This window comes from Pseudomonas sp. Marseille-QA0892, from assembly GCF_054950135.1.
This window is the reverse complement of sequence record NZ_CM143104.1, coordinates 4,013,229-4,033,501: the sequence shown is the minus strand read 5'-3', so window position 1 is coordinate 4,033,501 and position 20,273 is coordinate 4,013,229. Positions and strand designations below refer to the sequence as shown.

Sequence of the window (20,273 nt, the reverse complement as noted above, 5' to 3'; positions counted from 1 at the left end):
TGTAGCGCTTTGTCTCATCAACCCGTCAGGACCTAGCCCTGGGCTGGTCGACATTATCTGCAGCGACGATGACGCTGCCTATGCAACACCGCGTACTCCGGTGGATACGCGGCGCTGTCTCAAGCCGTAGTAGTCCGCTTTGTTGGGACGTGGGCGAGCGGTACCTGAAGAGGAGGCATGGGGCAGTCCAGCATGTCGGCGATCGCGCGGAATAGCTCGGCTTCTGATGCGTTCACCTGGCCGTCATGCTCGATGCACCGCGCCATCGCTTTAAGGAGTCTGGGTTTATCCAAGGGCTTGAGCCGCTCCAGGCGCTGCGCAGCACGATCCAACTCACGGATATCAAGGGCATCAGACCCCTTGAGGCTTCTTGTCGGATAAGGAAGCACCGTCCAGCCATCCTGGAACGCGCCCTCGGCCGACGTGTTCCTGTGATTTCCCTTGCGCGCAAGCGCAGCGAGCACAACAGCGACCTCGGGTTCCAGTGCGGTCAGTGACAGTAGGTGGCGGGGAAGGCGCTGGCGCCTCCCCAGATTGCGTTCGAGGATGCGCAACAGGGTCCAGTCGAGCAGCCCAACGTCACCGTCGTCGATGACGACCGTGCGCAGCGTAGCGGCGAGCTTTTGCCGTGCGTATGGCTCCATCTGACGCAGCGCGGGAAACGTCATCTCGAGCAGCGGCAACCGCTGCAACGTGTCGAGCCCGCTCAGTGCCGGTTCCAGCCGATCGAGCCATGTGAGCAGTGAACCGTCGACATGCGTCGCAAGCCGAGCCCTACGGTGCTGGCGGTGCTCGGCGTTCGCACCCAGCAACACGCCGTATAGCAGCGCCTGGGCACCCTCCAAATGGTGAGCTGCGCTGGTCAGGGTTTCGGGTAGCCCGCTCAGGGTTTCGCGGGCCGCTTCGAGCTGGAGGCCATCCGGTTGACCGACATTCTCGACAGCGGCCGCCAGCCCCGTGAAACCAGGCGCGAGGCTCGAAGGCGGCAGCATTCCGTGGCCCCGGCGGTAGTCATCCAGGGAGCCATCCCAGCCAGGTTCCAGCCGGCGTATTCGCTCCTCGAGGGCGGGATGGGTATCGAGCCAGCCACCGAAGCGCATGGGCACGCCATTACTGAAATAGAGATGGCTGTATTCGGCCGTATGGCGTGAGCGAAGCACAGAGCCCGCGAAGCCTCCGATACGTTTCAGCGCCCCCAGGATGCCGTCTGCGTTCCGGGTATAGCGAACAGCTGAGGCGTCAGCGAGATACTCGCGCTGGCGGCTTACGGCGGCCTTGATGAGGTGGCCGCACAACGTGCCGGCATAGCCGACGACGATCAGGCCAATACCCAGCAGGAGGATGAAGGCCGCCGGGTTGTCTTTGCTGTCGCTGCGCCGGGAAGTGGGCAAGCTAGCATGGCGCCCTCCGTCGGCGAGGACACGGCCGATGAGGCCCAGCAGCAGAATCCCGTGGAGCACCGAGATGAGGTGCATGTTCAGGCGCATGTCGCCGTGGAAGATATGACTGAACTCATGAGCGATGACGCCCTGCAGTTCGTCCCGGGACAGGTATTCGATGGCGCCGCGCGTCACGCCGATAACCGCATCGCCGGACGAGCGGCCTGCGGCGAAAGCATTGATCGCATCATCGTCCAAAACGTACACCGAAGGCACCGGCATCCCGGCAGCGATGGCCATCTCCTCGACAACAGCAATCACGCGCTTCTCGGCGAGTGTCTCCGGTGAAACGATGGGCCGCCCACCCAGCCTGTTCGCCACCGCGTGCCCGCCGTGTCGGAGCTGGAAAGCCTTGTAGGCCCAGCCGATGAGTACGACGGCTATTACGAGGCCGCCCACCCGGGACACGACGAACAGCGGGTCGTACCGCGCCGACGGAAACGCCCAGAGCACCGCCGCGGACGAAACCAGCACCAGCGAGACGACGGCCGCGACCAACAGCAGGATCAGCCGGGCGGTATTGCGACGCGCCCGGTCCTGCTCTTCGAAGAAATCCATGTCGGGCCTTTAGAAGCTGACGCGAGGCGCCTGCTGCAGCGCCTGGCCTTCTTCGAAGGTCAGCAGCGCCGCATCTTCACCATGTCCAAAGATGCTCGCGAAAACCACGGGAGGGAAGCTCTGCCGATAGGTGTTGTACTCCATCACTGCATCGTTGTACGCCTGGCGTGCGAAGGCCACTCGGTTTTCGGTGCTCGACAGCTCTTCCGATAGCTGCCCCATGTTCTCGGATGCCTTGAGGTCGGGATAGGCCTCCATCGTCACGTTCAGCCGGCCCAGGCTCTGGCGCAGGGCGCCTTCGGCCGTGGCCAGTTGCCCCAGAGCGGCGGCATCGCCTGGGCGTGCGGCGGCTGCGCCGAGTCCGGCCAGCGCGCCGGCCCGCGCAGCGGTTACCGCTTCGAGGGTTTCGCGCTCGTGCGTCAGGTAGGCACGGGCCGTTTCCACCAGATTGGGGATGAGGTCATAGCGGCGCTTGAGTTGCACCTCGATCTGGGCGAACGCGTTGCGATAGCGTGCCCGCAAGGTCACCAGGCGGTTGTAGAGGCTGATGACATAGAGCGCGGCCGCGGCGATCGCAACCAGCACGAGAATGGAGGTAAGGCTCATCGGACAATTTCCCTATCTGGACGAAGCGGCACCGATGTTAACGAAAACGCGCAGTGCCCGTGAGGGATCTGGCACGCATTGCGACATGCCGGGCTGAACCTTGGGCGGGCTGTGATTCTCGAATGTACACATGTCCCCAATGAGGTAGTCACTATGCAGGTTCTTGTTAACAGCCCTCAGATGGAAGGCGGAGAGAGCCTCCAGGCCTGGGTCGGTGGTGTCGTGGCGGATCGTCTTGAGCGCTACAGCGACCTGCTGTCCCGGGTGGAGGTGCATATCGGCGACGAGAACGCCCAGAAGGCGGGTGCGGATGACAAGCGATGCCAGATCGAAGCGCGCCCGCGCAATCATCAGCCCGTTTCGGTGACGCACAAGGCTGAATCGGTCGACCTGGCCGTGGCTGGCGCGGCGGACAAGATGCATCACGCCCTCGAGCACATGATGGGACGGCTCAATGCCAAACCGATGTCGTCGGGCGAACTCAACGATCCACTTGCCGAGGAGAGCCGCGCAGAAGCAGATGCCCTGCTGCAGAAGGAATTCCTCGAGAAGCAGGAAGCCCTGGGCAAGGAGTGACCTTGTCACCGGAGCCAGGCGCATGACCGCCTGGCTCCCTTTTGTACAGCGTCCGCACGCGTTCGCATGCGGTCTCGAGACAGGTGGAATCCAACCATGAAAATCGACCTTTCCGGCAAGACCGCGCTGGTCACGGCTTCGACGGCTGGTATCGGCTTCGCAACGGCTCAGGGGCTGGCCGAAGCCGGTGCTCGCGTTGCAGTGAACGGGCGAACCCAGGCCTCGGTAGACGATGCGGTGTCGCGCCTTTCGAACGCGGTTCCTGGTGCTGACTTCATCGGTGTAGTCGCAGACCTTAGTGACGCCCACGGCGTCGCCAGGATTCGTGAGGCGATAGACGAGCTGGACATTCTCGTGAACAACGCGGGCATCTACGGCGCACAGGACTTCTTCGAGACCGGCGACGATGTCTGGGAGCGTTTCTTCCAGATCAACGTCATGTCGGGGGTTCGTCTGGCCAGGGCCTATCTGCCGGCCATGGAGGCGCGCGGCTGGGGCCGTGTGGTCTTCGTCTCTTCCGAGTCGGCCCGCAACATCCCTTCGGACATGATCCATTACGGTTTTACCAAGACGGGCCAGCTCAGCCTCTCGCGCGGCCTGGCAAAGCGCATGGCCGGCACGGGCGTCACCGTCAACGCGGTCCTGCCCGGGCCTACACTGTCCGAAGGGCTGCGTAGCATGCTCAAGGACCAGGCCGAACAGGAAGGCCGCGACGTGGAAGACGTCGCGACCGATTTCGTGAAAGCCAATCGGCCAAGCTCCGTTATCGGGCGAGCCGCGCGGCCCGAAGAAGTCGCCAGCATGATCGTCTACGTGTGTTCCATGCAGGCTTCGGCTACTTCAGGTGCCGCGCTGCGCGTGGATGGGGGCGTAGTCGACGACATTGTCTGAAACATAACCGTCATCCGTTGGTGGGCTTTACGGCCCGCATGGCTAGACAGATGGTGGCGGGTCGACCACGTTGAGACAGGGTTCGCGGTCAACCTGGCCGCCGCAATGATTTGCCAGACAGGAGACCCTTCGATGCAGACGCGTCGCCAATTCGTACGATCGGCCGCATCCCTTGCCACATTGGCGGCCATGTCGCAGCTGCTGCCCGCCCGGGTCTGGGCAGCACCGGCTGATGGGCTGATTACACGCACGATTCCGGGCACCGATGAAGCGCTGCCGATCATCGGGTTGGGCACTGCCTCCAGCTTCAATGTGGGTCTGGACGACAAGGAAGCCATGAGCCCGCTTCGTGATGTCTTGCGTACGCTGGTCAATGGCGGCGGACGGCTCATCGATACCGCGCCGAGCTATGGCCGTGCTGAAGCGGTGACCGGCGCGCTGGTGGCCGATGGCGGCCTGCGCAAGCGCACGTTCCTTGCCACGAAGGTATCCTCGCAGGGCAGGCAGCGTGGCGCTGCCCAGATCGAAGCCAGCTTCAAGGCACTGCGTACCGATACGATCGATCTGATCCAGGTCCACAATCTTCAGGACACGGCCAACCAGTTGGCACTGTTGCGCGAACTCAAGCAAGAAGGGCGCGTCCGCTATATCGGTATCACGCATTACGTCGATTCTGCCCATGAGGACCTGATCGAGGCCATGGAGCGCGATAAGGTCGACTTCGTGCAGTTCAATTATTCCGTAGGCGCGCGTAATGCCGAGAAGCGATTGCTGCCTTACTGTGTGGATAATGGCATCGCCACCCTCATCAACCGGCCGTTCCTGCGGGGGACCTGTTCAACAAGGTGCGCGAGAAGCCGTTGCCGGACTGGGCGTCCGAGATCGACGTCACCACCTGGGCGCAGTTGATGCTCAAGTTCGTGGTATCTGCGCCCGGCGTTACAGTAGCGATCCCGGCGACCTCCAATCCACGTTACATGGCTGACAACATCATGGCTGGTCAGGGCCGCATGCCTGATGAAGAGCAGCGGGAACGTATCGCGCAGCTCTTCGCCTGACCGCCGATGACATCCAGAACGTTCGCCGGGCGCCTCGCCAGCGCCGTTAATGCGGGGCAGGGTGAGTTCGCGCCCGCGCTGGCCGGCTTCGGTCTGTTCTTCTGCCTGTTCGCCGGCTATTTCATGCTACGGCCCATTCGCGAATCGATGGGCATCATGGGCGGTGTCGACAATCTGCAGTGGCTGTTCACCGCGACCTTCTTCGTGATGCTGGCGGCGGTGCCGGTCTTCGCCTGGCTGAGCTCGCGTGTCCCGAGAGCCCGGCTGATCGACTGGGTGTACGGCTTCTTCAGCCTCAACCTCCTTGTTTTTGCAGCAGTGTTTTTTCTGCACGAAGAAAATGTGTGGATCGCACGGGTTTTCTACGTCTGGCTTTCCGTCTACAACCTGTTTGTCGTTTCGGTCGCCTGGAGCCTGATGGCGGACGTCTTCGATGCCCCGCAGGCCAAGCGGCTTTTTGCCTTCATCGCGGCAGGTGCCAGCGTCGGTGGGCTCGTCGGGCCAGCCATGAGTGCGGCACTGGTGGGTGTGCTCGGCAACGGCGGCCTGGTCATGATATCCGCCGCGTTGCTGCTCGCAGCGCTCGGCCTCAAGCAATACCTCATGAATTGGCGGGAAGAGGGCGGAGCAGGGCGTTCCGGCGCTGCGCAGGCCGAAAGTCCCAGGCGGCCCATTGCTGGCAATCCGTTCAGTGGGCTCACGCGTGTGCTGCGCTCACCCTACCTGCTGGGCATCGCCGCGTTCGTCATCTTGCTGGCGACGGTCAGTACGTTCCTCTATTTCGAGCAGGCCCGGCTCGTCGCCGAACGGTTTCCTGACCGCGAAGCGCAGGTAAGGGTTTTCGGCACTATCGATGTCGTCGTCCAGGCCGGCGCCCTGCTGTCACAGATCTTCCTCACCGGCAGAATCGCGCAGCGCATGGGCGTGCGTGTGCTGCTTGCCGTCGTCCCGGCGCTGGTGTGCCTCGGCTTCGTAGCCCTTGCACTGGCTCCGACGTTCGCCATGCTGGCGGGCCTCATGATCATTCGGCGCATCGGCGAATATGCCTTCGTAAGGCCCGGACGCGAAATGCTGTTCGCACCGCTGGACGCCGAGAGCAAGTACAAGGCAAAGAACTTCATCGATACGGTGGTCTACCGCGCGGGCGACGCTATCAGCGGTTGGGCCAAGAGCTTCCTCGACATGCTGGGCCAGGGCGCCTGGCTCGTTGCGGTAGTAGGCGCGCTATGCGCGGCACTATGGGGTGCGCTGGGCTGGTATCTGGGTGCCCGGGCGGACCGACAGTCACGTACCGCGACGCCAATTGATCATCGGCATCGATGATGATCATCGCGAAATCTTAATATTCGCCTTCTGGCGTCTCCCTTAGCATGCGCACCATTCTAAACAACCGAGAATTGCCCTATGACCGTTGATGAAGCGATCGTCAGCCGCCGCGCCATCAAGCAGTACGATCCCGCCTTCACGCTAAGCGAGACCGAGAAGGATGAGTTGCTCAAGGCCGCCTTGTATGCGCCGACGGCATTCAACCTGCAGCACGTACGACTGGTCGAAGTCAGCGACCCGCAACTGCGTGCGCAGATCCGCGAAGTGGGCTGGGGCCAACCCCAGATGACCGATGCCTCGATGCTGGTCGTGATTTGCGCGCAGGTCGACAGCTGGGAAAAGAATGCCCGCCGCGTGTGGGAAGGCGCACCCGCGGAGGTTCAGGACTACATGGCTGGCGCCATCGATACCTACTATCGTGGCAAGCCGCAGGTTCAGCGTGACGAAACCATGCGCAGCTGCGGTCTGGCAGCTCAGACATTGATGCTGGCCGCATGCGGCAAGGGGCTGGATTCCTGCCCGATGGATGGTTTTGATTTCGATGCTGTAGCGAAACTTATCAAGCTGCCCGAAAACCATGTGATCGGTCTGATGGTCGCAATAGGCAAAGGTACTGTTGAGGCCAAGCCTCGCGTGGGTAAGCTGCCTTACGACGAAGTCGTGCTGCGCAATACGTTCTGAATCGACGGGAACACGAAGCGCAGCAGCGTGAAGACTTCATGTAACAATCATGAAGTTTTTATGAAACCGGGCGAACCCCTCTAGCTCGCGGCGAGAGGGGTCGTTACGCTCGTATGCTAACTTGCTTCGGATGTCCTGCCATGTCGTTTCGGATTCGCGCGGGCAAAAAGGCTGCCCGTGAAGTCGTACGTGTCGCTGACAAGCGACTTGCCAAAGCTGCACAGTCCCTCCGCACGGATACGCCCAAAGGCGTCCACGATGCGCGCAAGCGATTGAAGGAAACGCGCGCCCTGCTGCGTCTCGTTCGCCAACCCCTTGGGCAATCCTTTTCAGATTGGAACACCGATCTGCGTGATCTCGGCCGACAGCTCTCGGCGCAGCGTGACGCAGCGGCGATGGTCGAGGCATGGGATCGTCTTGCCGAGGTGGACCGACGTCGTTTTTCCTCTCCTGCCATGAAGCGTATCCGCGAGCGCTTGGTGCAGCGTGTCGAGGCGGCGCCCGAGGCGGAAGAAAGCCGCGCACAGACCGCCGAGGCGCTGGAGGTGATGCGCGTCCGGCTCAGGGATTGGTCGCTCAAGCGCTCCGGGTTCAAGCTGTTCGCGGCAGGTGTCGAGAAGAGCTATCGGGATGGTCGCAAGGCGCTCAAGGCGGTATGCAAGGCGCCGGACCACGATGAGGTGCGTCACGACTGGCGCAAGCGCGTGAAGGATCACTGGTACCAGGTTCGCCTGCTGCGAGATGCCTGGCCGGCACAGTTTGATGCCTGGGAGGCCTCTCTGGACGAGCTGGCTGAATACCTGGGCGAGGACCACGACCTGTTCGTGCTGAGGACGTTGATCGACGAGCAGCCGGCCTTGTTCGGCGCCCCCAATACGCGCCAAGCCATCGGCGAAACCATCGCTCAACGCCAGCGTGAGATCTACGTGGACGCCGTCAGGCTCGGCCATCGCCTCTACGCGGATCGGCCCGAGGCGCTTGTGGAGCGGTGGTCACGTTACTGGTCGATTGCACAGGAACAGGCCCGGCAGGACAAGGCCGAGCGGCACGACGAAAATAGCGTCTGATCCACCCATCGCAGCGGGCGCGCGCCCGCTGCAACTTGTTACAGCACCCCTGTCGACGGAACGGGTCTCATACTGGACAGTGACCGGATTCTGCATGGCCGGCGATAGGTGATCGGGCCGGGTTGAGCGCCGCTTAGCCTGCGTCATCTGCACCGGTTCGTACGCAATCCACGCTTTCGACTGTCCGGACCCGAGCCTGAATGGTGCAAGAGAGTTTCTATCTGCTGGGCTACCTCGCCGCCAGCATCCAACTGTTGGGATTGGTAGCAGCCGTACACGCGGTCTTCACCGTCCGCACGTCCCAGGGCGCAATCGCCTGGGCCATTTCCCTCGTATTCATGCCCTACCTGACGCTGGTGCCTTACCTCGTCTTCGGGCGCAGCCAATTCGATGCGTATATCCGCTCGCGTCGTCGCGCCAACCGCGAGATGCGCGAAGCGATGACGGCGCTCGACTGGCGGCCCTGGATCGAAGAGGCGCTCGCTGTACCGGATGCGGATGCACAGCCTCACCCGTTTCGCCCCTATGCGCGTCTGACGAACATGCCGAGCCTTGCCGGCAATAGCGTGCGCCTGTTGGTCAATGGTACCGAAACGTTTGACGCCATCATCGAGGCAATCGGGAAGGCAGAGAACGTGGTCCTTGTGCAGTTTTTCATCATCCATGACGACGTCATCGGTCGTCGCCTGCAAGCCGCATTGCTCGAACGCGCAACGGCTGGCGTGGCGGTGTACCTGCTATACGACAGCATTGGCAGTCATGCGCTCTCGCGGGCCTACGTGGCAGAGCTGGAAGCAGCTGGGGTACGCGTGCGTGGTTTCAAGGCGCGCGGTGGTGTCATCAATCGCTTCCAGCTCAACTTCCGCAACCACCGCAAGATCGTCGTCATCGACGGCCAGGTGGGTTTCGTGGGCGGGCACAACGTGGGCGACGAATACCTCGGCGGCAAGCCCAAGCTATCTCCCTGGCGCGACACCCATATCGAACTGCGAGGGCCGGTACTGGCCTGCCTGCAGGAATCCTTCGCGGAGGACTGGTATTGGGCCGCGCGTGAGTTGCCACCGCTGCTGCTGCCCGAAGCCTACGCCGAGCAGCACGACATGGTCTGCCAGGTCGTGTGCAGCGGCCCGGCGGATCCCGCTGAAACCGGCTCGCTGTTCTTCGTTCAGGCGCTCAATTCGGCGCGCGAGCGCATCTGGATCACCAGCCCCTACTTCGTCCCGGATGAAGCGGTGTTCTCGGCGATGCGGCTGGCGGTGCTTCGCGGCGTGGATGTACGCCTGTTGCTGCCGTCGCGCCCGGACCACCGCATCGTCTATGCCGCGTCCAGCCTGTATGCACTCGAAGCGGCGCGCATCGGGGTTCGCGTTTTCCGCTATCAGCCGGGCTTCCTGCATCAGAAAGTGGTGCTCGTCGACGACGAGATCGCGGCCGTAGGCAGCGCGAATCTGGACAACCGCTCATTCCGGCTGAACTTCGAAGTGATGGTGCTCACGGCCGATACGACCTTCGCGGATCAGGTGACGCGCATGCTCGAAGCGGACTTCCAGGATTCGATCGAGGTCGACCCCGACCACGACACCAAGCCTGCGCGTATCCAGCAGCTGGGCATGCGGGTTGCGCGGCTCGTTGCGCCGGTGCTGTGACGCCGCGTTGCACGCCGGTTGCATCCCGGGCGCCGAAGGAGTCGAATGGCTCCATATACCGTCGGGCGCCCTTGCCGGCCCGGCTCGATCAACCCGTGGCCCCCCAATCGTCACGATCACGAGATAGCCAATGCCCCTACGTAACACCATCAATGCATCCGTATCGCCGAAAGGCAGCCTCGAAACCCTCTCACAGCGTGAAGTCCAACAGCTGCGCGAAACAGGATCCGGCAGTGTCTATGCGCTGTTCCGCCAATGCGCGCTGGCTATCCTCAATACGGGTTCGCACAGCGATAACGCCAAGACCATTCTTGAGGCGTATCCGGATTTCGAGGTCAAGATCCATCAGCAGGATCGCGGTATCCGGCTGGAGCTGCTGAACGCGCCGGGCGATGCCTTCGTCGACGGCGAGATGATCGCCAGTACCCGCGAGATGCTGTTCAGCGCCCTGCGTGACATCGTCTATACCCAGAGCGAGCTGGAAAACAAACGCGTCGATACCGAGTCCTCGAACGGGCTGACCGACTATGTGTTCCACCTCCTGCGCAACGCCCGTACCCTGCGCGCAGGGGCCGAGCCGAAAATGGTGGTGTGCTGGGGCGGTCATTCCATCAGCACCGAGGAATACAAGTACACCAAGCGGGTCGGCCATGAGCTCGGCCTGCGCGCGCTCGACGTCTGCACCGGTTGCGGTCCGGGCGTAATGAAGGGGCCCATGAAGGGCGCGACTATCGCTCACGCCAAGCAGCGCATCACAGGCGCTCGCTACCTGGGCCTGACCGAACCCGGCATTATTGCGGCCGAGGCGCCGAATCCCATCGTCAATGAACTGGTGATCCTGCCGGACATCGAGAAGCGCCTCGAGGCGTTCGTTCGGGTCGGTCATGGCATCATCATCTTCCCGGGCGGCGCCGGTACGGCCGAGGAATTCCTCTACCTGCTGGGTATCCTCATGCACCCGGACAACCAGGATCTGCCATTCCCGCTGATCCTGACCGGCCCGCAGAGCGCCGAACCCTACTTGCAGCAGCTGCATGACTTCATCGGCGCAACGCTGGGTGACGAAGCACAGAAGCGCTACGTGCTGATCCCGAACGATCCCGCCGAAGTTGCCCGGCAGATGGCCGCCGGCATCAAGGCAGTCAAGCAATTCCGCCGCGAGCGTAACGACGCGTTCCACTTCAACTGGCTGCTGAAGATCGACGAGAGCTTCCAGCACCCGTTCGAGCCCACCCACGAAAACATGGCAAGCCTCAACCTGACCCGCAACCAGCCCGTGCACGAGCTGGCCGCCAATCTGCGGCGCGCCTTCTCCGGCATCGTGGCGGGTAACGTGAAGGCACACGGCATCCGCCTGATCGAGGAACATGGGCCGTACGAGCTGCGCGGTGAGAAGCGCATCATGGACCCGCTCGATCGCCTCCTGCAGGCGTTCGTCGAGCAGCACCGCATGAAGCTGCCTGGCGGCTCCGCCTACGTGCCGTGCTACCGCGTGGTGAGCTGAGTACACAGGACCTTCCCATGGACAGACAGACCCTGGTCGATGTGCTGCGCCGCGAGGTATCGGATTTGCTTGGGATCTATGCATTCGGCAGTCGGATTTCCGGCGATGCGAACGCGGCCAGCGACCTGGACCTTGCCGTCCTGGTCGCGGGTTACGCGGACCCCATGCAACTGTGGATGCTGGCGGGTGATCTGGCGCAGATCACGGGATGTCCGGTCGATCTGCTCGACTTGCGTCGCGCCTCCACTGTCATGCAATACCAGGTTTTGACCACCGGCGAGCGCTGGTGGGCATCCGGTGTGGAGGCGGGCCTCTTCGAATGCGCCATGTTGAGCGAGAAGCTCGAGCTCGACCGAGCGCGTGCCGGTCTTCTCGACGACATTCAGCGGGAAGGACATGTATATGGTCGATGATGTGTTGTTGAACAAGGCGGCGTCCATCGAGCGCTGCGTTGCGCGGGCGCGAGAGGAATATGCGCATGATCCCGCACGCTTTGGAGAAGACTACACACGGCAGGACGCGGCCATACTGAATGTTCAGCGCGCCTGCGAGGCGGCGCTGGATATGGGGCAGCATCTGATCCGTCGCGAACGTTTGGGATTGCCGCAGAGTTCGCGTGACGTCTTTGGCCTACTGGCACGGGCAGGTCATATCCCTGAGCCGCTGAGTGAATCCCTCAAACGCATGGTGGGATTTCGCAACATCGCGGTGCACCAGTACCAGGATCTGCAGCTGCCGATCACCGTCGCCATCATCACGCGGCATCTGGACGATTTTTTGACCTATTCCCGTCTTCTGCTCCAGCAGGGGAATCAGAACAATAAGAAGGACTGATATGGCACGTTCAAAAATCGCTCTCGTAACCGGCGCATCCCAGGGTATCGGCAAGGCCGTCGCACTGGCGCTCGCCGAAGATGGCTACACCGTGGTGGCCGCGGCGCGCAGGCTCGAGCCGCTGCAGGCGCTGGCTGCCGAAGCAGCGGGGCAGGGGCATGACATCCTGCCGGTGGCCTGCGATGTCACCGAGGAGGGCAGCGTCGAGGCGCTGTTCGACCGGATAAGCGATACCTACGGGCGGCTCGACCTGCTCTTCAACAATGCCGGTGTCGGTGCCCCGGCCGTTCCCATCGATGAGCTGGAGCTTGACGCCTGGTTCCGGGCAGTCGATACCAATCTCACGGGCGTATTCCTGTGCAGCCGCGCTGCATTTCGTCTCATGCGGCGGCAGCAGCCGCAGGGCGGACGCATCATCAATAACGGTTCGATCTCGGCACACGCGCCGCGGCCATTTAGCGCGCCCTATACCGCAACCAAGCACGCTGTGGCCGGGCTCACCAAGGCGCTGTCACTCGATGGGCGCGCATTCGATATCGCCTGTGGGCAGATCGACATCGGCAACGCGGCAACCGAAATGACCGAAGCCATGGCTGCCGGCATACTCCAGGCCAACGGTGAAAAGGCCGTGGAGCCGCGGATCGATTTAAAGCATGTCGCCGATGCCGTGCGCTACATGGCGAGCCTGCCGCTCGACGCCAACGTTCAGACACTCACAGTGATGGCGACGAAGATGCCGTTCGTAGGGCGGGGATAGTCCCGAGGCGGCAATCGAAGCTGTGATTGGAAACGGCCGGACCGGCATGGTCCGATCGCTTCTGACGTAGGGCCTTGGGGGAACCGCCCGGCAGGTCAGGGCGTGTTCTGCGAGGCCTCGGCCGCATCTGCCGCGGCCTTCTCGGCTTCTTCGCGTGCCCGGTCCGCTTCGAACTGCGCCTTCTGTGCGTTACGTGCATGTTCCAGCGCGCCGTCCAGGCCGGTCGTCAGGGCAGGTGCGCTCGGCCTCAGGCTACGGGCATGGCTGAGCGCCTTGGTCGCGCCGTCCATATCACCCGCTTGCAGCGCACGGCGACCCTGCTGCAGATACGCGTCATAGAGACGGCGCTGATATTGCTCGTTGCGCGGATCGTGCTCGGCTTCGGCCGGCATCGCGTTCAGGCGAATCTGTGCTTCGCCATAACGCCCAGCCGCCAGGCTTTGCTCAACACGGGCGTAGTCGGCAGCCAAGGGATCGGGCGCTTCCTTTGGGCTCAGCTGGCAGGCGGAAAGAAGAACGGTGAAGGCGATGACGCACACGGAACGACTCGAAGGCGAGCTCATCACGGACCTCGGAAGGTAGGACAGAAAACGCGCCATCCTACCATGCGGCACAAAACGGCTGGCAGCGACCGGCTCGGTGACCATTCAGCCGCGGTCTGATGCAAGTCAAGGCTATGCCGCCCGCGACCTCCTATGCTGATCACGTCCGGATCCAAAGGAGCGCCGTCATGGCCACGCAAACGCCCGCCAATATCGGCCCGCAAGGTACTCGCTTCAAATTGCCCATCGGCCTGATGTTCGGGGTAGCCGGCCTGATCGCCGTGCTGTGTTTGCCCTTACCGGCAGACCTTCCCGTAGCCGGGCAGCGCGTCCTTGCCGTGTTGGTCTTCGCGGTGATCGTGTGGATCACCGAAGCCGTGTCGTACGAAGCCAGCGCCATCATCATCACGACCTTGATCGCGCTCCTGGTGGGCACGGCGCCCGTCATTGGCCAGCCGGATCACGTCTACGGCACATCGGCGGCCATCGGCATGGCGCTCACGGGCTTTTCCAGCCCGGCCCTTGCGCTGGTAGCCGGCGCCCTGTTCATCGCGGCGGCCATGACCCATACCGGCCTGGACAAGCGCATCGCCCTGGTCACGCTGTCCCGCGTGGGCACACGCCCCCGCAACATCCTGATTGGCGCCATCGTCGTCACGATCCTGCTCAGCCTTGTCGTCCCGAGCGCGACGGCGCGCAGCGCCTGTGTGGTGCCGATCATGCTCGGTGTCATTCTGGCCTTCGGAATTGACCGCCGCTCCAATTTGGCGGCCGCCATGATGATTGTCGTCGCGCAGGGCACCAGCATCTGGAACATTGGCATTCAGACGGCGGCTGCGCAGAACCTGCTGACGGTGGGTTTCATGGACAAGATCCTCGGTGAACGGGTGAGCTGGATCGACTGGCTCATCGCCGGCGCGCCGTGGGCGGTGCTGATGTCGGGCGTGCTGCTGGTGGTGGTTCTGAAACTGTTGCCACCCGAGCAGGACGGCGTCTCTGGCGGCAAGGACGCGATCGCCGGTCAGCTCCGCGAACTGGGCCCGATGACAGGGCCGCAGAAGCGATTGCTGGCCGTCTCGCTGATCCTGCTGGCATTCTGGGCGACCGAAGGCAAGCTTCACAGTCTCGATACCACGACCACGGCGTATGCCGGGCTGGTCCTTCTGATGCTTCCCCACGTGGGGGTGATGGCCTGGAAAGATGTGCAGTCGCGGATTCCGTGGGGGACCGTGATCGTCTTCGGGGTGGGCATCAGCCTGGGCACGGTGCTGCTGACCACGCAGGCCGGTCAGTGGCTTGGCACGCAGGTCGTCAGCCGTACCGGGCTGGACGGTCTCGGGCCGCTGGGTATCTTCGCCGTGCTGTCGGCCTTCCTCATCCTCATTCACCTGGGTTTCGCCAGTGCAACGGCGCTAACGTCCGCGCTGATTCCGATCCTGATGTCGGTCCTACAGACGCTGCCGGGCGACTTCAATCGGCTCGGCATGACGATGCTGCTGGGATTCGTCGTCAGCTATGGATTCATCCTGCCGATCAACGCGCCGCAGAACATGGTCTGCCTGGGCACCGATACGTTCAACGCCCGCCAGTTCGCGAAGGTAGGCATTGTCGTCACCGTCATCGGCTACCTGCTTATGCTGGTATTTGCCAAGACCTGGTGGGCCTGGCTGGGCTGGATCTAGGCTCTGTACGAAAAGTGCCTGCGCTCGACGACTTTTCCTACAGAACCTAGTGGGCCGCTGCCGGGCCAGTCGAGGCGTTACGACGCAGGTCGAGCTGCCAGGCGCGCAGGCCGTAGACAGCGAGGGCGATGAAACCGCCGTACAACGCGGCGGTGAGATACAGGTCCTTGTAGGCGAAAAGGCCGACGTAGATGACATCCAGCACGATCCACAGCCACCAGCTCGCCAGGTACTTGCGTGCGGCCCAGAAGCTGGCGACGAGGCTGAAACTGGCCAGCAGCGCATCGAGCCAGGGCACGGCCGCATCGGTCAACGTGTGCATGGCCGCGCCCAATAGCAGGCCGCCAATCAGCCCAAGGGTGAGTGATGCCCGTGCGGTGGCGCCCGGCAGGCGTTGCACATGGACGCGGCCTTCATCGTCCATGCCCCGGCTCCATTGCCACCAGCCGTAGGCCTGCATCCCGACGAAGGCAAGCTGAAGCAGCATGTCCGAGTACAGCTTCACCTCGAAGAATATCCATGCATAGAGCAGCACCGCGACGATGCTGACCGGCCAGCACCAGCGTATGCGCTGTGCGGTCAGCCAGACGCCCGCGATATTGACGATTACGGCCAGGATTTCCAGAGGCGACATGAGGGTTCCTGTAGCGGCGAGCGCCTTAAGCGTGTGCCGAAGACCAGCGATGAAGGTGATCCAGCAAACGCCTGCCCTCTGCTGCGTTGAACCAGCGGGCGTGATCGACCAGATAGGCATAGGCGAGATCCGCGTTGGCGCGTGACCCTACCACGTCTTCGAAGTAGAGCAACTCAGACAACGCAAAGTCCCCATGCACGACGGGTAGCAGATCTGCCAGCAGCGCCACGGCATCGGCATCGAGCGGTGCGATACGCGCGTAGCCGGCCAGAAGTGCGTCCACCGCGTCGAGGTCCGCGGATACGGAAAGCGTGCCGTCCAGCTCGAGCCACGGCACCGTGTTGCGTTCGATGGCGGTCGCCAGGTCGAAGAGGGCAAAGGTGCGGTCAGCCAAGCCGAAATCCAGAACGCTGGCCACCTCGTCACCCTGCCAAAGCAGGTTCGAGGCGTGCCAGTCGTTGTGTGTCCAGAGGGGTTTCAATTGGCCCAGGCGCGGCTGCAGCCGTCTTTGGAAGGGCAGCAGGGCCTCTTCGAGATCGGCCCGCCACGCCTGCGTTGTCAGGTAGCGCTCAACCGCCGGGTACCCGCTGGCCCAGTCAGCCACGGCGGCGAGTGGTTTGGCCTCGCCGAACACCTTCAGGTTGGCGATGAGTACTGGCGTCTGGCGAGCCGGAGCGCTGAAGCCCTCCGAGGCGCGATGGAGGCGTGCCAGCGCAGCTCCAGCCGCTTCGGCGTGCTTGAGGCTTTGAAAGGGTGTCCACGACAGCGCGTGCCGATAAAGGTCGTGGCCGGGCGCCATGGGCAGGACTTCATACGTCCACTCGCCCAGCTCGATCGCATGCTGGCCGTGGCTGTCCCGTAAGGGCGCGGCGACTGGCGCACCACGGGAATGGAGATGTCGAACGAATGCCTGTTCTTCCTCAAGCCATGCCCGCGTTCGCACACGACCATGATGCCGTTTGACGATAACGTCGCCCGCAGCAGTCGAAACGTGGGCAGCGGCCGAAAACGGACGCGGGCTATGCCAAGCGAGGTGTTTCACCGGCCCCAGAGCGGGGAAACGCGCCAGCAGCCGTTCAACCTCGTCGGTCTCGAGCGGTGGCCAGTCCGGCTCGACAGGGTCGAGGCCCATGCCATGGGCGATGTGGCGGTCGTCACTCATGTCGGGTCCGCTTGGAGGAAAGGCGTCCATTCTCCCTCAAGCGAACCTGTGGCGCGAAGGCTCAAAAGCCGCTTTTCGCCCTCAGCTCGGCCCACCGCGTTCGACGTCCGATGTAAAAGGGCAACGCGCCTATGCGCAGGCCGGTGGGGGACCTACGATGCTGCTCGCGTCTCGCATGGGCGTATGCTCTTGGCCGTTTCCTACTCAGGGCCTGCCGGGGTGAGGCTCGGGGTAGGAGTGGTTGAGCGCGATCGGTTGCGCGTAGGGCCCTGCCCATAACTGCTCATGGAGCGCGCGGATGCGGCCGGCCATGTTCGAGTCATGCATGACGACTTCCAGGTTTCGCGACTGATCCATGTAGCCACCCAGCCAGTTGCTCGTTCCTACCCATGCGACCTGGCCATCGATCTCCATGGTCTTGCTGTGAATGACGCGTCCGTACGGAATGAAACCACTGGAGGCCTGCGGCAGCGTCACGATGCGAACCTGTACGTTTGGGAGAACCGCCAGACTCTTCAGGTAGTCCACGTCCGGTGCCTTGGTATTCCAGTCCGACACCATTAGCCGAACCTCGACGCCACGCGCGGCAGCCGCGCGCAGCGCGTTATCGATCGGCGCGTAGAACGGGCGGGTATGGTCCGGTCCGTGGGACAGCGGCGCATAGTCGAGTAGCTGCACCCTGATTTCCCGCTTTGCCTCGCCGAGCAAGCGAAGCAGCTCGCGCTGAGAGTCCATTACCCCCTCGGGGTTGAACCGGGCGGGGCTCGCTACCAGGTAATTGCCACCGTGCGCCACGTGTGACGGCTCATTGGCTCTGGCAGGCTCGGGTATGGGATCGCCCTTCTCGATGGCTGCAAGGGCGCGCCAGTCCTGGTCGAAGATGGCCTGTACCTGGCTTGCGATGGCCTTGTCGTCGATGAGCACGCCTGTTTCATGAATATGCTCCAGCGCTCGCCAATCAAAATTCTGGCTGCCCACGAACGCGCGCTGTCCGTCCGCGACCATGTACTTGGCATGGATGATACCGCCGCCGACCTTCCCGTAAGGCAGCGTCTTGAATGTCAGGTTGGGTACCTGCCGCAGGCGGTCCAGCGTGGCCGCATCCGAGAGGTGAATGCCTTTTTCCTCCATGAGGAAGCGAATCCGGACCCCGCGTTCACCGGCAGCCTCAAGGTGGCGCAGAACGGTTTCGAGCGAGGAGTCGGGGGCGCTGGTGGCATAGAACTGGCCGATGTCGATCGACGTCTTCGCCTTGTCGAACAGCTCTACCCACGCCTCAGTCGCGGTCCGCAGATCCGGCGTTTGCAGTGTGGTTTCCCGAGGGACGGTATGGATCAACTCGATCCCCGGTATCTGAAACGCGGCAAAGCTCGTGGAACTGCCCAAAAGCAGGGCGAGACCGCCCAATGCATGGCGGGAAATGATGGACGTCATCAGCAGGGCATTCCTTCTTGGGATCGCTCGAGGTTGAGCGCTATGCAGGCTGACAGCCAATCTTGACACCTGCGTTAACATCACTCGATAGCGCTGTTGAAGGTGCTGCGATAGTGATTTTCAGGATCTTGTCTCTGCTGACGACTGCAGGCGTAGCGAAGGCGTAACAGAGCGTTACTAGGGTAATGGCCTTGTTTCTGCAGAGGACGACCCGTGAAGGACGAGAAAGAAGACGCGATCTCCAAGGACAGCTCCGATAACGAGCGGGCGCCCTCGAGGCGGCAGTTTCTGATTGGTGCGAGCGTATTGGGGCTCGGGTTGGGACTGGGTGGCCTCGATGCACCGCGCAACGCAAACGCCGCCGCACGCACCGGCGGGGACCCGCTGCAGCAGCGCGTCAAGAATGTGGTGGTGATCTACGCGGAAAACCGCAGCTTCAATAACCTGTTCGGCCATTTTCCAGGGCTGGCGCAACCGCTCTCCGCGCTTTCGCCAGAACACTACCTACAGCGCGATCGCGATGGACGGCCGTTATCGCTGCTACCGCCAATCTGGGGTGGACTGGTGCCAACGCCTCAAACGGTAGCGGGGCGCGATTTCCATGTAACGGAAGGACAGATCACGGGGATTCCCAATGCGCCGTTTCCCCTCAAGGACGGCCGCGGCGAGCCGCTCCATCCGGGGTTGATTACGCGGGATCTGGTTCATGCGTTCTACCAGAATCAGATGCAAATCAATGGCGGCTTGAACGACGGTTTCGTTGCGTGGGGTGATTCCGGCGCGCTGGTCATGGGGCAGTATTCCAATGCACCTGCGCTCAGGCTTTGGAAGCTCGCAGAGGAGTTCACCCTCTGCGACAACTTCTTCATGAGCGCCTTCGGCGGCTCGTTCCTCAATCACCAGTTCCTGATATCCGGGCGCGCGCCGATCTATCCTGGGTTTCGTGACAGTCCGGCGAAGGGCAGGGTCGCTGTGCTCGAAGGGGATGACCCAAGAGGCTTTCGTCTGGCGACGGCGGAAACGTCCCCCCCGTCGGCCCTCGGCGGCAAACCCGCCTACGTCAATCCGGGCGCGTTGAGCCCGGACGGATACGCGGTCAACACCCTGATGCCGGCCTATCAGCCATCGCCAATCCCGCCAGCCGAAGGTGCTGACCCGGCGTCGGCCGATCCGGGCAGTCCGGCCACGCTTCCGCCCCAGACGCATGCCACCATTGGTGATCTGCTATCGGCCAAGGGCGTGGACTGGGCGTGGTATGCCGGCGGTTGGCAGGCGGCGCTGGACGGCGAGGGGAAACAAAGCCTTTTCCAGAGCCATCATCAGCCCTTCAATTACTTCAAGCAGTTCGCACCGGGTACCGCCGCGCGTGCCCGCCATCTGCGCGACGGTGGCCTTGGAAATGATCCGTCCACGAACCGGTTCATTGCTGACATCGATGCCGGTCGCTTGCCACCTGTGACGTTCTACAAGCCCCAGGGCAACCTGAACCTGCATGCGGGGTATGCCGATGTGGCTTCGGGGGATGCGCATCGGCACCGTCATCGACCATCTGCGCAGGAGCCCGCACTGGGACGATACGGTCGTGATCGTTACGTTCGATGAAAACGGTGGATGGTGGGATCACGTCGCGCCACCCAAGGGCGACCGCTGGGGGCCGGGGACTCGTATCCCGGCGTTGGTCATTTCGCCACTCGCCAAGCGCGGCTCGGTCGACCATTCGCTTTACGACACCACGTCGATCCTCAGGCTGATCACCCGCCTGCATGATCTGCCCCTGCTTGAGGGGCTTGCCGATCGGGACGCAGCCAGAGCTGGGCAGGGCCTCGCACCGCTTGGTGACCTTACCGGCGCGTTGGATCTGGGCTGAAGCTGCTGC

Annotated in this window: 17 protein-coding genes and 2 pseudogenes; 13 read left to right on the top strand and 6 right to left on the bottom strand. The window is 62.8% G+C overall.

Annotated elements, in window-relative coordinates; all coding sequences use genetic code 11:
- Positions 1–119: 119 nt before the first annotated feature.
- Entirely contained in the window at positions 120–1,997 is a 1,878-nt protein-coding gene (locus ACY8D3_RS18680; RefSeq protein WP_462380317.1) for a M48 family metallopeptidase, read from the bottom strand.
- Between the two features lie 9 nt (positions 1,998–2,006).
- Entirely contained in the window at positions 2,007–2,603 is a 597-nt protein-coding gene (locus tag ACY8D3_RS18675; RefSeq protein WP_462380316.1) for a LemA family protein, read from the bottom strand.
- A gap of 153 nt (positions 2,604–2,756) precedes the next feature.
- Between ACY8D3_RS18675 and ACY8D3_RS18670 the strand changes: the two genes are divergently transcribed.
- From ACY8D3_RS18670 to ACY8D3_RS18620, 11 genes and pseudogenes are all read left to right on the top strand, one after another.
- On the top strand, positions 2,757–3,179 hold the full coding sequence (locus ACY8D3_RS18670; protein ID WP_462380315.1) for an HPF/RaiA family ribosome-associated protein: 423 nt from the start codon (positions 2,757–2,759) through the stop codon (positions 3,177–3,179).
- A 96-nt stretch (positions 3,180–3,275) separates the two neighbouring features.
- Positions 3,276–4,070, top strand: a complete 795-nt coding sequence (locus ACY8D3_RS18665) for an SDR family NAD(P)-dependent oxidoreductase (RefSeq protein WP_462380314.1) — start codon at positions 3,276–3,278, stop codon at positions 4,068–4,070.
- Positions 4,071–4,202: 132 nt separating this feature from the next.
- Positions 4,203–5,128: pseudogene (locus ACY8D3_RS18660) on the top strand (aldo/keto reductase).
- A gap of 6 nt (positions 5,129–5,134) precedes the next feature.
- A complete protein-coding gene (locus ACY8D3_RS18655) occupies positions 5,135–6,451 on the top strand; it encodes an NTP/NDP exchange transporter (protein WP_462380312.1) in 1,317 nt (438 codons plus the stop codon).
- 81 nt (positions 6,452–6,532) lie between these two features.
- On the top strand, positions 6,533–7,135 hold the full coding sequence (locus ACY8D3_RS18650) for a nitroreductase family protein (protein WP_462380311.1): 603 nt from the start codon (positions 6,533–6,535) through the stop codon (positions 7,133–7,135).
- 140 nt (positions 7,136–7,275) lie between these two features.
- On the top strand, positions 7,276–8,202 hold the full coding sequence (locus ACY8D3_RS18645) for a CHAD domain-containing protein (protein WP_462380310.1): 927 nt from the start codon (positions 7,276–7,278) through the stop codon (positions 8,200–8,202).
- A gap of 200 nt (positions 8,203–8,402) precedes the next feature.
- Complete coding sequence (gene cls, locus ACY8D3_RS18640) at positions 8,403–9,848, top strand: cardiolipin synthase (RefSeq protein WP_462380308.1); 1,446 nt, start codon at positions 8,403–8,405, stop codon at positions 9,846–9,848.
- A 130-nt stretch (positions 9,849–9,978) separates the two neighbouring features.
- The gene (gene ppnN / locus ACY8D3_RS18635; RefSeq protein ID WP_462380307.1) at positions 9,979–11,352 is read left to right on the top strand and encodes a nucleotide 5'-monophosphate nucleosidase PpnN; all 1,374 of its coding nucleotides are present in this window, start codon (positions 9,979–9,981) and stop codon (positions 11,350–11,352) included.
- A gap of 17 nt (positions 11,353–11,369) precedes the next feature.
- Positions 11,370–11,765 carry a type VII toxin-antitoxin system MntA family adenylyltransferase antitoxin gene (mntA, locus tag ACY8D3_RS18630; protein ID WP_462380306.1) on the top strand — a complete coding sequence of 132 codons (396 nt, stop codon included), beginning with the start codon at positions 11,370–11,372 and terminating at the stop codon, positions 11,763–11,765.
- On the top strand, positions 11,755–12,186 hold the full coding sequence (gene hepT, locus ACY8D3_RS18625; protein ID WP_462384450.1) for a type VII toxin-antitoxin system HepT family RNase toxin: 432 nt from the start codon (positions 11,755–11,757) through the stop codon (positions 12,184–12,186). Before mntA ends, hepT begins: the two co-directional genes overlap by 11 nt.
- Before the next feature lies 1 nt (position 12,187).
- Entirely contained in the window at positions 12,188–12,943 is a 756-nt protein-coding gene (locus ACY8D3_RS18620; protein ID WP_462380305.1) for an SDR family oxidoreductase, read from the top strand.
- Between the two features lie 95 nt (positions 12,944–13,038).
- Here ACY8D3_RS18620 and ACY8D3_RS18615 read toward each other — a convergent pair whose 3' ends face one another.
- Positions 13,039–13,506, bottom strand: coding sequence for a hypothetical protein (locus tag ACY8D3_RS18615; RefSeq protein WP_462380304.1), 468 nt, complete (start codon positions 13,504–13,506; stop codon positions 13,039–13,041).
- 167 nt (positions 13,507–13,673) lie between these two features.
- Between ACY8D3_RS18615 and ACY8D3_RS18610 the strand changes: the two genes are divergently transcribed.
- Positions 13,674–15,167 carry a DASS family sodium-coupled anion symporter gene (locus ACY8D3_RS18610; RefSeq protein ID WP_462380303.1) on the top strand — a complete coding sequence of 498 codons (1,494 nt, stop codon included), beginning with the start codon at positions 13,674–13,676 and terminating at the stop codon, positions 15,165–15,167.
- A 46-nt stretch (positions 15,168–15,213) separates the two neighbouring features.
- On the opposite strand, the gene pnuC is transcribed toward ACY8D3_RS18610, so the two are convergent.
- The 3 genes from pnuC to ACY8D3_RS18595 form a co-directional block, all read right to left on the bottom strand.
- Positions 15,214–15,801 (bottom strand): nicotinamide riboside transporter PnuC, encoded by a 588-nt coding sequence (gene pnuC / locus ACY8D3_RS18605; protein WP_462380302.1) that lies wholly within the window; start codon positions 15,799–15,801, stop codon positions 15,214–15,216.
- Between the two features lie 25 nt (positions 15,802–15,826).
- Positions 15,827–16,963, bottom strand: coding sequence for a phosphotransferase enzyme family protein (locus tag ACY8D3_RS18600; protein ID WP_462380301.1), 1,137 nt, complete (start codon positions 16,961–16,963; stop codon positions 15,827–15,829).
- A gap of 204 nt (positions 16,964–17,167) precedes the next feature.
- Positions 17,168–18,397 (bottom strand): phospholipase D-like domain-containing protein, encoded by a 1,230-nt coding sequence (locus ACY8D3_RS18595; protein ID WP_462380300.1) that lies wholly within the window; start codon positions 18,395–18,397, stop codon positions 17,168–17,170.
- A gap of 213 nt (positions 18,398–18,610) precedes the next feature.
- On the opposite strand from ACY8D3_RS18595, the pseudogene acpA reads away from it, so the two are divergent.
- A pseudogene (gene acpA, locus ACY8D3_RS18590) lies at positions 18,611–20,264 on the top strand (acid phosphatase).
- Positions 20,265–20,273 lie beyond the last annotated feature (9 nt).

Excerpts from the sequence above, each read along its gene's own strand:
- ACY8D3_RS18680 (WP_462380317.1), bottom strand. The coding sequence starts at position 1,997 with ATGGATTTCTTCGAAGAGCAGGACCGGGCGCGTCGCAATACCGCCCGG.
- ACY8D3_RS18675 (WP_462380316.1), bottom strand. The coding sequence starts at position 2,603 with ATGAGCCTTACCTCCATTCTCGTGCTGGTTGCGATCGCCGCGGCCGCG.
- ACY8D3_RS18670 (WP_462380315.1), top strand. The coding sequence starts at position 2,757 with ATGCAGGTTCTTGTTAACAGCCCTCAGATGGAAGGCGGAGAGAGCCTC.
- ACY8D3_RS18665 (WP_462380314.1), top strand. The coding sequence starts at position 3,276 with ATGAAAATCGACCTTTCCGGCAAGACCGCGCTGGTCACGGCTTCGACG.
- ACY8D3_RS18655 (WP_462380312.1), top strand. The coding sequence starts at position 5,135 with ATGACATCCAGAACGTTCGCCGGGCGCCTCGCCAGCGCCGTTAATGCG.
- ACY8D3_RS18650 (WP_462380311.1), top strand. The coding sequence starts at position 6,533 with ATGACCGTTGATGAAGCGATCGTCAGCCGCCGCGCCATCAAGCAGTAC.
- ACY8D3_RS18645 (WP_462380310.1), top strand. The coding sequence starts at position 7,276 with ATGTCGTTTCGGATTCGCGCGGGCAAAAAGGCTGCCCGTGAAGTCGTA.
- cls (WP_462380308.1), top strand. The coding sequence starts at position 8,403 with ATGGTGCAAGAGAGTTTCTATCTGCTGGGCTACCTCGCCGCCAGCATC.
- ppnN (WP_462380307.1), top strand. The coding sequence starts at position 9,979 with ATGCCCCTACGTAACACCATCAATGCATCCGTATCGCCGAAAGGCAGC.
- mntA (WP_462380306.1), top strand. The coding sequence starts at position 11,370 with ATGGACAGACAGACCCTGGTCGATGTGCTGCGCCGCGAGGTATCGGAT.
- hepT (WP_462384450.1), top strand. The coding sequence starts at position 11,755 with ATGGTCGATGATGTGTTGTTGAACAAGGCGGCGTCCATCGAGCGCTGC.
- ACY8D3_RS18620 (WP_462380305.1), top strand. The coding sequence starts at position 12,188 with ATGGCACGTTCAAAAATCGCTCTCGTAACCGGCGCATCCCAGGGTATC.
- ACY8D3_RS18615 (WP_462380304.1), bottom strand. The coding sequence starts at position 13,506 with ATGAGCTCGCCTTCGAGTCGTTCCGTGTGCGTCATCGCCTTCACCGTT.
- ACY8D3_RS18610 (WP_462380303.1), top strand. The coding sequence starts at position 13,674 with ATGGCCACGCAAACGCCCGCCAATATCGGCCCGCAAGGTACTCGCTTC.
- pnuC (WP_462380302.1), bottom strand. The coding sequence starts at position 15,801 with ATGTCGCCTCTGGAAATCCTGGCCGTAATCGTCAATATCGCGGGCGTC.
- ACY8D3_RS18600 (WP_462380301.1), bottom strand. The coding sequence starts at position 16,963 with ATGAGTGACGACCGCCACATCGCCCATGGCATGGGCCTCGACCCTGTC.
- ACY8D3_RS18595 (WP_462380300.1), bottom strand. The coding sequence starts at position 18,397 with ATGACGTCCATCATTTCCCGCCATGCATTGGGCGGTCTCGCCCTGCTT.